This is a genomic window from Salmonella sp. SAL00672, assembly GCF_046552175.1.
In the GTDB taxonomy this organism is placed as follows: Bacteria; Pseudomonadota; Gammaproteobacteria; order Enterobacterales; family Enterobacteriaceae; genus Salmonella; species Salmonella enterica.
Genome location: NZ_JBGDUQ010000006.1, coordinates 161,684 through 175,539, shown reverse-complemented (window position 1 = coordinate 175,539; position 13,856 = coordinate 161,684). Strand labels below are relative to the sequence as shown.

Sequence of the window (13,856 nt, the reverse complement as noted above, 5' to 3'; positions counted from 1 at the left end):
TGCGTCTCCTTGTCGGTTACGACTTTCTGCTTTTTGCTTCATCTACCGCACAACTGTTGTCAGTACAGTTAAAAATCAGCGGTAACCGCGCGCCATAATCGTTGACGTAAGTCAGCACAGGCGAGTGACCTAATTCACTGGCGTCCCCTCCCAGCGTCACGTTGCTTTTTGGTGCAATCACTAAAGGGCTAAAGCCTCTGGCTGGTGTGCCGTCCATGCGGTTGCTGGCGTTGCTTAACACCACGTAGTAACCGGTCGGATTGCTCACCTGATAGCCATTGCCCTGACGCTGAAGGGTGATCTTGTATTGCCAGGGATGCTGCATATCGATTTTCGATAGCGCCTGCGGGCGGTAAAAAACTTTGATGCGCGTTTGCAGGGCGATTTGCAGCGTATTGGGCTTGTCGCTTTGCGGCGGAATTTCGCGCACGTTGTAATAAAAAAGGGTTTCCCGATCCTGGGGGAGCGACGCCAGCGCCGGCATCCCCTGAATTTTGACCTGTCCGATTGCCGACGGCTCAATGCGCTGGACCGGTGGGACGACGATTAAAGGCGAGGTGATTTTGACGCCCTTCTCATCTTCCACCCAGGACTGCGCCAGATAGGGCAGTTTGCTGTTGGCGTTTTTCAGATCGACGCTTATCGATTTATCTTCGCCGCGAAACACCAGGCGGGTGCGATCGGGCGCGATGGCGGCCTGGGCGCTACCGTAGCCGCCCAGCAAAAGCAGCAAAACAGCGGCCAGGTTATAACGTTTTAATGACATCATGAATGCGGTTTCCTGAATCAATGTGTTGGATAACGAGAAGAGAGCGCTTCGGGTTGCGTCGAAGACGTCCGCCGCTGCGTATGAAGCTGGAGTAATGGTTTCTCTTCGGGCTGCGTTGCCTCAGGTGATGAAGCGTCGCCGATGCACGGCAGCAACAGGCCGCTAAACAGATCGCCCGGCAGCGGATCGGGCAACGTCGCTTCACACTGCGTTTTACCTTCCCATGTCACCTGCAACCGCTCGCCGGGGTTAATGCCGATCAGATAAACGCTGCCGTCTTCACCTACGATCCCTAACTGTTGCTGGCGACTGTTGTAAACCTCTGCGCCGAAGGGCGGCGTGCCGCCATCGCGCAGGCGGATACTGGCCATGGCTTTTTTACCGCTGAGCACCTCCATGCGGCGATAACCGATCGCCCCTTCCGTCAGGGTCGCCTGAGCGATGGAGAGGATTGCTTCCGCGTCTTCCGGCAACTGGGTAATGTCGATTTTCACCTGGTTGCGGTAGTAGTCGTTGACGTCGACAATGACGGCTTTACCAAACGCGTTGGTATATACCGGCGTGCTGTAGCCGGAGATGGGTACGTTCGCTTCATCGCCGACATCCACCAGCAGCCGCGAGCCGCCGTTGACGCTGGTGCGGTGCAGCGCCCCGCCTTTAGCAGTCAGCGTCGCGCCGCCCTGGATGTTCAGCCCGCCGGAGGTATAGTCGCCTTCCTGATAGTTCGCACTGACGTCAATGTCGGCATAGCTCGCTTGATGACGGTAGTAGCCGTCGAGAGTCGCACCGTTATCCGCGCGACCAGCGTTGATCTGGTAGTTATTGCGATCGTCAATGCGCTCGTAATAGCCGACCTGATTGCTGTTGTTGTCATCGCTAAAGGAGCCGTTGTAGCTCAGCGTGCGGTTGTTGCCCCACGGAATACTGAGCGAGACGTACACGCCGTCATCACGCTCATTGTCATATTCGTTGCGAAAACCGTTCACCGACAGACTGATCCCGCGCACCTCACCGACATCGAAATAGTGCGACAGCGTCAGGTTATAGCTGTCCTGGTTAGGTTGATTCCAGTAGGTGCGATGGGTGTAGTTGATATAGGCGTTGACGTTTATTGCCGAAAAGTTCTGGCTGTACGTCAGGGTATACATCTCTTTATCGTGGCCGGTGCGCTGACGATCGTTATCGTCATTATGCGTATCGATAAACTCGTCCATCGTCATGTAGTTTTCTTCGGAAAAGCGATAACCAGCAAACGTCAGACGGCTGTCTATATCATCAAAATCTTTAGCGTAGCTGGCACGGAACGAGTTACCCTGAATGGTGCCGTCGCCGTAGGCGCTACCCTCTGGCAGCGTCGCACGGGAATGGGTGACATCGACGGAAAACGCGCCCAGCAGCGCCAGATCGCGCCCCAGTCCTAACGCCAGCGCCTGATAATCCTGCTCACCGATGGCACCGCCGTACAGCGACCAGCCGTTAGCGATCCCCCAGGAGGCTTCGGCTGAGGTGAAAAAGCCGCCTTCCATATTGTGATCCCAGTCCTGCGGTCGCCCGGCTGCCAACTTGTAGCGCACCTGGCCGGGACGGGTCAGAAACGGAATGGAGGCGGGGCTGACGTCATATTCCTGCACCTGACCGCTTTGTTCTTCAATTTTGACGTGTAGATCGCCGGATACCGTTTCATTAATATCCTGAATGCGAAACGGCCCAGCCGGGACCTGCGACTCATAAATCACCCGCCCGCGCTGGGTCACGGTGACTTTGGCGTTGGTGCGCGCCACGCCTGATATATCCGGGGCGTAGCCGCGCAGATTAGGCGGTAACATCTGATCGTCGGTGATAAGGCTGCCGCCAACATAGTTAAAGCCATCGAAAATATCGGATTCCAGCGATCCTTCGCCCAGCGTTAGCTGCGCCCGGAGCTGCGGGATCGCCCGCCAGGCGTAATAGCGGTTCCAGTCCCAGTTCTGTTCGGAACTGGAGCCAAAGTTGTCTTTATCTTCGCTGTCATTTTCGTGACGATAGTTAGCCTGCCAGTCCGCGCGCAAACGCCACGCGCCGAGGTTGGCACCCACCGTGCCGTTGCCGCTGATGTCATATTCATCGCCGTCATCATGTTCAGCATGTCGCCACTGGCTGTTAACGTTGTAGTCAAATAATACGCCGGGAATCCCTTCATCCCAGCGGGAAGGTGGATCCCACTCTTCATCGCTGTATTCCAGATAGGCCTGCGGAATAATCACCGTCAGCGTTGACTGGCTTAAATCCGTTTGGGTTTCCATCCCTTCCAGTTGATCTGGTTGCAGACACTGACCGGCATTTATCCAGATCATTTTATCTGCTATTTCAGGTTTTAACCCCAGCAGCGATACCAGTTCAGGCGATAAACAGGGATAGGTGTTATCAGGATCGTTATTATCAACGGAATACGTAATAACATTATCCTGGGCAATTTGACTCTGATTGACCAGCACCTGGAGATGATAGCTCCCCGGCATAATGTAGCCTTTACGGGAAAAACGGGAGAGATCCAGGCTGGCATCATCTTTAACATCAAGAAATCGGGTATTAAATTGAATGGGCGCTTCCGCATAGCTATTTTCCGGACCGACAGCCAGAACAATACCCACCACGGCCGCAAGCGTGCTCAGACGAAATTTTTTATAGTGAGCCATCAGACAATCTATCCCTGAAATATATAATCTATTTTTTTACTTTAAGCATTATCCTGCGGCAGACTGCCGCAGGATGATATTTCACTTACAGATAGCTGATCGTGAAGTTTACGGTGCTGCTGAATTCGCCGGTATCGATAGTGCTGGCAGCGGAATCGCCTTTCACCCAGGCTTTGAAGTTAAGAGTCTGTTTCGCCGCCGCAACGCTGCCGTTCATCGTCAGATTTTCGCTGTAAGCGTCGCCCAATTTGATCGCGGAACCCAGGTGGTTGCCGATGACAATGCTGGAACCCGCCATTTCGCCGCCGCCGATACGCATCAGCGCAACGCTGCCCGGATTAGCGCTGGATTCGTTACCGATGGCAGAGAAAACGGTAGACGCTTCTTTCTCAGTGGTGAATGCGCAGTTTTCCAGACCGATATGGAAATCGACTTTTGAAGATTCTTTACCGCCCATCAGAGAACCGGTACCGATATGGCCCAGGTTAACGGTCTGGTGTTCGTCGCCAACCACGATTGAACACGGTGAATCTTCAATAGTACCGGTAAAAGTCACCGTACCAGTATTACTGCCTGCAGCATTGGCAAAGCTGGAAACACCCATAACCAGTGCGGCAGCAACCGCAGCTTTTACTGCTGTATTCATTTTTCATCCTTATTAAAAGTTGGTGAGTATTTTTACGCTATTCACACGGAGTTATACTCAATACCCCATGTTTATATTAGTAGATATATATTATATGACGAGTTATGAAATTGCCGATGCAACATTCAAAAGAAGCAAACAACACGTTAATAAATAACATCCCTTAGGCGCGGTGAAGTATTTTCCATTAAAAACCCAAAGACAAGTGTTTTTTATTTAAAGGATTATCAGAATTAAATAATAAATATTTTTACCGTTCAAAAAACAAACAAAGCAAGCAAGACGGGAGAGCCAAAAAAGCAATAAACATGTCAAAATGAATAAAAAAAGATCAGAATTACAGTACTGAATATATAGCAATGACGCGTAACATTTATTTTTGGTATAAATTTCATTAAAAAAAACAAAAAATGCTAAATTACATTTTTTTTGTTTACTCGTGGCAATTAATTTATTTTAATAGAGTTGTTTTTTATTACTTCGATAAAAAAATAATATTTTATTATCGAAGTTTTATAATGAAAATTTATTATTAAATTAAAATTGATTTACGAGATGCATTAAAGATGCGGCATCCACATCTTAATATTTAAAAAGGCTTAATACCGAAACCGGTAATTCTTATTATTGAATAGATCATGCCGCAATTTATCATCAACGTTTCGGGCCTGGATATGTTGAAATTAGTCACCCTGTTCAGAAGACAGCAGCGCGCCACTGAAATAGCACATGACTTATCGATACAGAAATAACACCTGCTTCTTGCTGAAAATAAAAGCAGAATTCCCTCGATAAAACGTGACAGGACAGCTCTCGCACCTGATAGCGTTCAGCTATTTTTAGGTCTACAAAATATTGCCACAACATATTGATATTGTGTAATTTGTAGGTCGGGTTGAGCATGGCTGCCACCCGACATAAATGTGGCACAGCCTTTTTTTACCGGCTCTGTTTACGTAGCAAATAGATAAAATACGGCGCGCCAATAAAGCTTGAAAGCAGTCCCGCCGGGATCTGATACGGAAATAGCGCCATCCTGCCGCACCAGTCGGCAAAGACCAGTAAAACGCCCCCTGCCAGCGCCGAGATGACCATATGCGGCATCGTCCGGCGAAAACCGAGCATCCGCGCAATATGCGGCGCCATCAGTCCAACGAAACTCAGCTGCCCAATGGTCATCGTCGCGGTTGCTGTCAAACAAGCCGCCAGCGCCAGCAGCGCGATACGCGACGGCGTAAGCGCCATGCCCACCGCGCGCGCAGCATCGCCGCCCAGAGGCAAAATCGTTAACCAGCGGCGACACAACGGCACAAGTGCCAGCAAAATCACCATCACGATCGCGGTTCGCGTAACCTGCCCGCCAGTGGCGTTATAGGTAGATCCTGAGAGCCAGGTCAATACTTCCGCCATCCGCGGGTCGCCGCTCGCCTGGAGCATCATTAGCAGCATGGTAAACGCGGTGCTGAGCGCCATCCCCGCCAGCAACATCCGTTGCGGTGAGAAACCGCCGCGCCCGGCGGCTATCATAATAATCAGCAGTGTCGCCGCCGCACCCAGGCTTCCGGCAGGCAGTAGCCAACCGAAAGCATTCCCCGGCACCAAAAACAGCATCAACACCACGCCAAACGCGGCTCCGGAACTGATCCCCAGCACTTCCGGGCTGGCCATTGGATTACCGGTCAGACGCTGAATAATGCAGCCCGCCACCGCCAGCATGACGCCCGCCATTAACGCCGCCAGTATCCGCGGCCAGCGCCACGGCATCAGTTCTTCAAGCAGCGTTCCGCTCGCCCACGTCCAGCCGTGCGCGTCGCGACCAAAAGAGAGCGCGCCCCATGTTGCCAGCAGCAGGAGCGCGCCACCGGCAACGGCAAAAGCAAGAACGTGCCGACGTTCCGCCGCCACACGATCGCTGGCGTTCATATCCGGCGCGCTCATGCTTTTAAGCCGCGGCAGCAGCCACAGGAGCAGCGGCGCGCCGATTAACGCCGTCACTGACCCGGTGGAAACCTCCATCCATACGCGGGTGAGCCAAAGGATAATCTGATCGGATAGCCACAAAATAAGCGCCCCAATGAGCGGCGCCAGCATCAGGCGCGCCAGCAGACGTCTTGCGCCAAGCATTTTCGCCAGCAGCGGCGCAAACAGGCCGATAAAACCGATAATGCCCACCGCGTTGACCAGCAGAGCGCTCAACACAATCGCCAGCGACAGCGCCGCCAGACGCGCTAACGACAGCGCCAGACCCAGATTACGCGCAACGCCGTCATCCAGCCCCATCAGCGTCATCGGACGTAACAACAATAACGTGAGCATCACGCCGCCCAGCAACTGCGGCCACAGACGCTGCACGCCGCTCCAGTCGGTTTGCGTTAGCGTTCCGGTGCTCCATAAAAACATGCTTTGCAACTGATCGTGGTGGAAAATCACCAGTAACTGGTTGATTGCGCCACAATAGAGGCTGACCACCAGCCCGGCGAGGATCAGGGTCACTGGCGACAGGCGTTTGCCCCACGCCACGCCAAACACCAGCGCGCCGACGATACAGGCTCCCGCCAGGGCGGCAAACTGCGTGGTCAGCGCGCCGGGAATCGCCCAAAGCGTAGTCACCGTGATCCCCAATTGCGCGCCGGTCGCCACGCCCAGCGTGGTCGGTTCCGCCAGCGGGTTACGTAATACTTGCTGGAACAGGACGCCTACCAGCCCAAGCCCCGCGCCCACCAGCAGCGAAATCGCCAGTCTTGGCAGCAGGCTGTAATGAAAAATCATCTGCTCAATGATGTCGATATCCGGTGACCAGATAGCCTGTTGCCACTGACTGCGCGGTAGCGCAACGGAGAAGTTAACCCATGTCAGCCAGCAGGCGGCAACCAACAGCGCCAATAACAGCAACGCCGGATGGCGGCTTCGCCTTATCCGGCCTACAAAGCGCCCGAACCGTAGGTCGGTTAAGGCGTTTTTCGCGCCGCCATCCGGTATTTCACGTTTTCTGCTCACGCTTTGCCTCCCAACACGTTATTCAGGATGCGGACAAAATGCATCGTGGAGAGGGTCGCGCCATAGAACCAAACGGCGGGCACCCGATGAAAACGCCCGGCGCGGACAAACGGCATGGCCTGCCACAGCGGCGTTGCCATCAGCGCGTTCATATCGGTGCTATTCCCGTGATCGAAGCAGATTACATCCGCTTCTTTATACATCGCCAGCCGATCGATACTGACCGCCGTACTGCCCCAAAAGTTGGTTTCACCCTGCCAGGCATTGACAATGCCATACTCGTCCAGCACCTCCTGGAACAGGCAATTCGGGCCGAGCACCAGCATATGCCGCGGATCGATAAGCGTCGTCATCAGTAACGGACGCCCCCCGCGGCGGATAAAATGCGGCTTCTGGCTGGCGATGAAGCGATCGTATTGCGCCAGATGTTTTTCTGCCGCAGCTTCCAGATTCAGCGTCTGCGCCAGTTCAACCAGCGAGCGTCGGGCCACCGCCAGCGGCTTTTTGCCGTCGCTAAAATCGAACCCGCGCCCCGGCGCGATCCGCGCCAGTTTCTCCGGCGAGGGTCCGTAGCCTGCCGACCAGACCATAAACGACGGCTTCATCTCCGTCAGCAGTTCGAGATTGGGTTCAGTGCGAAGACCCACATCAATCACCGAATCCGGCAACGGCGGTTCGCTAACCCACAGCTTATAATTTGGCACGTCCGCCACGCCATACGGCGTAATACCGAGCGCCAGCAGCAGCTCAACCGGCAGCCACTCCAGCGCCACAATCCGGCGGGGATCGATAGCGGCAGCCTGCGCCGTATTCATTTGCCACAGCAGCGGCGAGAGCGCCATCGCCGTTAATAAACGGCGGCGAGTAAGAGGATATAACTCACGCATTAATACACAAAACTCACAGGTGCGGCGCCCGCCGGATGCGGAAGGATACCCATCGGGATACCGTAAATCTGTTCCAGCGTGTCACTGCGCATCAGTTCCGCAGGCGTTCCTTGCGCAATCATTTCACCGCCGCGTAGCGCGACTAAATAATCACAGTAGCGGGCCGCCATGTTGATATCGTGCAGCACCGCAACCACCGTCAGCCCGCGCTGCTGGCTTAAACGATGCACCAGCGCCAGCACGTCAACCTGATGGGCGATATCCAGCGCTGATGTCGGCTCATCCAGCAGCAGACAACGGCTGTCCTGCGCGACCAGCATGGCAATCCACGCGCGCTGGCGCTCGCCGCCGGAAAGGCTGTCTACCAGACGATGCGCCAGCGGTTTTAAGCCGACCAGCGTAATCGCCTCGTCTACTTTTTCCCGGTCCGCGACGCCAAAGCGTCCCAGCGCGCCGTGCCACGGATAGCGGCCAATCGCCACCAGTTCGCGCACCGTCATTCCTTCCGCCTGCGGCAATTGTTGAGGCAGATAGGCAACTTTGCGGGCAAACGCCTTGCTGCTCCAGCTCGCCAGCGGCTGATTGTCGAGCAGAATATCCCCTTCGGAAGGCGGCTGATGGCGGCCCAGCATTTTTAACAGCGTGGATTTACCGGAACCATTATGGCCGATAAGTCCGGTGACGCGACCTGCGGGAAACGTTAACGAGAGGGGGTGTAAAAGCGTGCGGCCCGGCACACGAAAGGCGACGCTTCGCAGCGCAAAGGTGGTATCGGAATGAATGTGGTTTTCCTGCATCGCAGCCAACTTGTAAAACGGGCACGGCAAGCCGTGCCCAAAAAGAAATTAGAAACGGAAGGTTGCCGTTGCAACGACCTGACGTTCTGCGCCCCAGAAACAGCCGTAGGTCTGGAAGCAGCTGGCGACGTATTCGCGGTCGAGCAGATTATTAACGTTAACCGCAATGCTGGAGCCCGCCATACCAAAACGCGCCAGATCGTACTTGACGACCGCATCCATCACCGCTGCGCTGCCTACCTTGAAGCTATTGGCCGGATCGCCGTAACTGGAACCAATAAAACGACCGCCTGTTCCCAGGGTTAAACCTGACAACGGACCGTCGTTGAAGGTGTAATCGCCCCACAACGACGCCATGTGTTCAGGCACCTGCTCTGGCGTATTCCCTTTCAGATTAGTGTCTTTCGTGTATTCAGCATCAGTATAAGTGTAAGACGCCGTCATATTGATGTTAGCCGTCAATGCTGCTTTGGCTTCCAGCTCTACACCTCGCGCACGAATTTCGCCTGCCGGCACCTGCGCTAATGGGTTGGTTGGATCGGCGGTCAGGTTATTGGTTTTGGTCAGCTGATAAACGGCACCCGTAACAACAACCGGCATGTCTTTCGGTACGTATTTCACCCCGGCTTCATATTGCTCGCCTTTTGACGGCTTGTAAGAAACGCGTGGGGTGCTCCACAAATCGAAGGCGCTTGGCTCGAAAGATTGGCTATAGCTGAAGTAAGGTGAAATTCCATTATCGAATACGTAGTTTACGCCACCGCGCCAGGTGAACTGGTGGTCATTACGTTCAATATATCCTTCTGTCGGCGTAGTGGAATTCTGACGCACCGTTGTCGCTTGTTTAGACCAGTCATAGCGGCCGCCGAGAGTAAATACCCACTTATTCCATTCCGCCTGATCCTGAACATAAAGGCCTGTTTGTTTACTTTCGTTCATCTGGTACGGCTCAGCGCCGCCGAAAGCAAAGTATTCAGGATGGTAATTGTTATAGAGATCGATTGACGGCGCGCTACCAAACGTCGCGTTAATATCATTACGCATACGCATGAAATCGACACCCGTCAGCAACGTATGATCAATATCGCCGGTCGCGAATTTACTTTCCAGTTGTGTATCTACGCTGAAATTCTGTAAACGCTCGTTGTCAACGATAGTACCGCGGTTAAGCGTATGGCCGTCCGCCGCAATCCCCGTGCCATAGACGCTTTTTTGCGCGGTTTTCATTTCGACAAAACGTAAATTCTGGCGCACGGTAAAAGTGTCGTTGAAGCCATGCTCGAAACTGTATCCCACCATTTTCTCGTTACGAGAATAGGTGTTGTTTGACGCCCCTTCATTGAAATCTGTTGGCAAGCGTTTACCATTCGGTAACGGTTCAACCGTTCCCTCTTTCGGCAGCCAGCCGTAGTAGCCGGTCTCTGGTTCGTTCTGGAAATAAGAAAGGAACGTAAAATTCGTTTTCTCATCAGGACGCCAGGTAAAAGAGGGCGCAATCGCATAGCGCTGCGACTCAGAACTCTTTTGCTGCTCATTTGTCGAACGCGCCAGCCCCGTCAGACGATATGAGAACTCACCGTTGTCATCCAGGGAATCACTAAAATCAAAACCGGTCTGGAACAAATTGTCCGTCCCCATTTTGAATTGAATTTCTTTCAGCGGCTCAGTAGTCGGCCGCTTGCTAACCATCGAAATAATACCGCCCGGGTTGCTCTTACCGTAGAGAACGGACGTTGGGCCACGCATCAACTCAACACGCTCAAGCATGTAGGGATCAATAACCGCATCGTTGTAGAAGTTACCCTGCAATTTCAGGCCATCCAGATAGTTATTCTGGCTCAGACCGACGGAAGAGAAGCCACGGATAATCACGAAGTCATAGGTATTGGAAGCGCCGCGACTGCTTACCGTTACGCCCGGCGTGTAACCCAACGCTTCTTTTACTGACTGGAATTGATGCATCTGCATCTCTTCGTTAGTGACCACCGAAACCGACTGTGGCGTTTTTTCGATAGGTGTATCAGTTTTGGTGGTAGTGGCGGAACGCTTCGCGGCGATGGTCGGAGCCGGTCCCCAGGCACTTTCCTGCGGCGCAGGCGCTGCGGTTACGGTAATGGTTTCTTCTTTCGGTTGAACCGCCGCCTGTGCATAGACAGACATGCCGCTAACCGCTGTGGCTACTACAACTGCGATTTTACGCAGTGAGGAGTTTGGCTGAGCAGTTTTAAGACGCGCCATTGGTATATCTCTGATGAAAGTGAATGATAACGTAAACGATAATTATTATTATAACCGCAGCATGATAGGCGAAATATCGTCGCAATGGCAAGCGATACGCGGCCCTACGAAAACTAAGGGGTTAAGAAATAACCAGATGAAAAGGAAGGGTTAATAAATTAGACTGAAATGTTATTTATGGAAGATTTGCCGGATGGCGACGTAAGCGTCTTATTCGGCCTACGTCGCACATAATGGGGTCGTAACGGTGTAGACCGGGTAAGCACAGCGCCACCCGGTACTATTACCGTGATTAATTGCCGCCGAACATCTCCTTAATCCAGCCGGCAACGCCGTCGCTCTTCTCTTCTTTCGGCGGCTGTTGCTGCGCAGGCTGCTGCGGCTGAGACGACTGATCGAACGGATTGCCTGACGGCTGCTGTTGCTGCTGCATCATCTCGCCCTGCTGGCACAGCGTATTTGGATCGTCCGTCCAGACCGGCAGAGTGCGCATACCGCCGCTACAGACAAAATTACCGTCGTAATCAACGCCCATATCCACCACATCTTCCGGCGGCGTCAGAACTAAAGGCGTCGGCGTCTGGTTCGCCAGATAGCGCTGGTAAATCGCCATCGCGCCGCTGGCGCCGTACAATTTCGTCGGCTGGTTGTTATCACGGCCTACCCAGGTAATAGTCACCTGGCTGCCGTCGATACCGGCAAACCAGGTATCGACATTGTTGTTTGTCGTCCCGGTTTTACCCGCCAGATGCAGACCCGGATATTTCGCGCCAAGCTGACGCCCCGTACCACGCTGGACGACCTGCTGCATTGTCCAGAGCGTCAGGTAAGCCGCCTGTGCCGGTACGGCGCGTTCAGCTTGCGGATAACTTTGGTACAGCACCTTACCATCTTCCGCAATAACCGAACGCAGCGCTGATAACGGCGCGCGATTTCCGCCGCTGGCGATAGTCTGGAACGCTTGCGCCACTTCGATCGGCGTCAGGTTCAGCGCCCCTAACAGCATCGCCGGAACCGGATTGAGCTGATCTTTCGGCACGCCGAGCTTCGTCCAGGTATCGGTTACCGCCGGTAAACCTAACGCCATCCCCAGATTGACCGTCGGTACGTTCATTGAGCGAGTTAACGCATCCACCAGCATCACTTTCCCGCTTTCGCTGTAGCGACGATCGTCGTTCTGCGGCGACCAGACCTGACCATTCGGCTGGCGCAGAGAAATCGGCGCATCGGCAATCCAGGTGTTCAGACGGTATAAGTTCGGCTGACTTAACGCGGTCAGATAGGTCGCCGGTTTCGCCAGCGACCCGATGGAACGGCGCGCCTGCATGGCACGGTTATAGCCGGCATACTGCGGCTCCGCCCCGCCAACCATCGCGCGTACCTCGCCGCTAAAGCGATCCACTACCACCATCGCGGTTTCCAGATCGCTCAATTTACGCTGCTTCTTCAACGCCGGAATGCCTTCGACAACGGCTTTTTCTGCGGCATCCTGCGCCACGGAGTCAAAGGTGGTGAAGATCTTCACGCCGGAGAGATCTTTAATTTTATCCCCCAGCTTCGCCTGCAGTTCCTGACGAACCATCTGCATAAACGCTGGCTGCGGTGAGATAACGCCGCCGCGCGGCTGTACGCCAAGCGGACGCGCGCTCAGCATGTCATAGAGTTCCTGATCGATGATTTTCTGCTGCTGTAACAGGCGTAACACCAGGTTACGACGCTCCAGCGCCAGTTTCGGATTGCGCCACGGGTTATAAATCGACGCCCCTTTTACCATCCCAACCAGTAACGCCTGCTGATCGAGGCTCAGTTCCTCTACCGGACGACCAAAGTAATACAGGCTCGCCAGCGGAAAACCGCGAATTTCATTATCCCCGCTTTGACCGAGGTAGACCTCGTTCATGTACAGCTCAAGAATACGATCTTTACTGTAACGGGCATCCATGATCAGCGCCATGTAGGCTTCATTCGCTTTACGCCAGTATGATCTTTCGCTGGAGAGGAACAGGTTCTTCACCAGCTGCTGGGTCAGCGTACTGGCCCCCTGCACCGTGCGTCCCGCCGTCAGGTTGGCCAGCACCGCACGCCCGATAGAGTAAAGACTAATGCCATCATGCTCATAGAAATGACGGTCTTCCGTCGCCAACAGCGTATCGACCAGCAGATCCGGGAAGCCGCTGCGCGGGACGAATAAACGCTGCTCGCCATTTGGCGAAGAAAGCATGGTGATAAGCCGCGGATCGAGTCGGAAGAAGCCAAACTGGCGGTTGTTATCCAGATTGACGATGGTTTCCAGATGCCCGTCACTGAACGTCAGCCGCGCGCGCACCTGCCCTTCTTTGCTGTCCGGGAAGTCAAACGGACGACGGATCATCTCAATGCTATTGGCCTGCACGGTAAATTCGCCGGGACGGGTCATCTTCGTCACCAGACGATACTGCGTCGCTTCCAGCAATTTCACCATCTCGTTTTTGCTGACAGGCATGTCTGGTTCAAGGTTCACCATCCGGCCATATACCGCCGCCGGAAGCTGCCAGACCTTGCCATCAATACGGCTGCGGATTTTTTGATCCAGATAGACGCCGTAAATGGCGAACAGCACCACAAAAACGATAAACAGTTTTAGCAATAGCCACAGCCAGCCGCGCTTGCCACGAGGCTTACGCCCTTTGCCCTTACCTTTACGCGGCATCGGTTCTTCATCCTCATAGTCATCATCATAATCGTCGTCATGCTGCCGACGACGGCTCACCTTTTGTTTCACAGGACGTGACGGTTTCCCCTTACGTCCAATCGGCTCGCGGTCATTCCCCGCCATGCTTTTTCTCCGCAACATACAGGCGCAAAGGC

The 13,856-nt window shown here is 54.0% G+C and carries 8 protein-coding genes; all 8 read right to left on the bottom strand.

Annotation, left to right across the window (positions count from 1 at the left end):
• Positions 1-16: 16 nt before the first annotated feature.
• Positions 17-769, bottom strand: coding sequence for a fimbrial chaperone StfD (stfD, locus tag ACLJTG_RS16390; protein WP_000987333.1), 753 nt, complete (start codon positions 767-769; stop codon positions 17-19).
• A 17-nt stretch (positions 770-786) separates the two neighbouring features.
• Positions 787-3,444 carry an outer membrane usher protein gene (locus ACLJTG_RS16385; RefSeq protein ID WP_198898319.1) on the bottom strand — a complete coding sequence of 886 codons (2,658 nt, stop codon included), beginning with the start codon at positions 3,442-3,444 and terminating at the stop codon, positions 787-789.
• 85 nt (positions 3,445-3,529) lie between these two features.
• The gene (stfA, locus tag ACLJTG_RS16380; RefSeq protein WP_001090553.1) at positions 3,530-4,090 is read right to left on the bottom strand and encodes a fimbrial major subunit StfA; all 561 of its coding nucleotides are present in this window, start codon (positions 4,088-4,090) and stop codon (positions 3,530-3,532) included.
• Between the two features lie 939 nt (positions 4,091-5,029).
• Positions 5,030-7,069: a Fe(3+)-hydroxamate ABC transporter permease FhuB gene (gene fhuB / locus ACLJTG_RS16375; protein WP_198898328.1), complete on the bottom strand. Its 2,040-nt coding sequence runs from the start codon at positions 7,067-7,069 to the stop codon at positions 5,030-5,032.
• 14 nt (positions 7,070-7,083) lie between these two features.
• Entirely contained in the window at positions 7,084-7,974 is an 891-nt protein-coding gene (gene fhuD / locus ACLJTG_RS16370) for a Fe(3+)-hydroxamate ABC transporter substrate-binding protein FhuD (protein ID WP_077464329.1), read from the bottom strand.
• Positions 7,974-8,771: a Fe3+-hydroxamate ABC transporter ATP-binding protein FhuC gene (gene fhuC / locus ACLJTG_RS16365; protein WP_001157204.1), complete on the bottom strand. Its 798-nt coding sequence runs from the start codon at positions 8,769-8,771 to the stop codon at positions 7,974-7,976. The genes fhuD and fhuC overlap by 1 nt, the downstream gene beginning before the upstream one ends.
• 48 nt (positions 8,772-8,819) lie before the next feature.
• Positions 8,820-11,009, bottom strand: coding sequence for a ferrichrome porin FhuA (fhuA, locus tag ACLJTG_RS16360; RefSeq protein ID WP_000113226.1), 2,190 nt, complete (start codon positions 11,007-11,009; stop codon positions 8,820-8,822).
• A gap of 292 nt (positions 11,010-11,301) precedes the next feature.
• Positions 11,302-13,824, bottom strand: coding sequence for a bifunctional glycosyl transferase/transpeptidase (gene mrcB, locus ACLJTG_RS16355; RefSeq protein ID WP_198898318.1), 2,523 nt, complete (start codon positions 13,822-13,824; stop codon positions 11,302-11,304).
• Between the last annotated feature and the right edge of the window lie 32 nt (positions 13,825-13,856).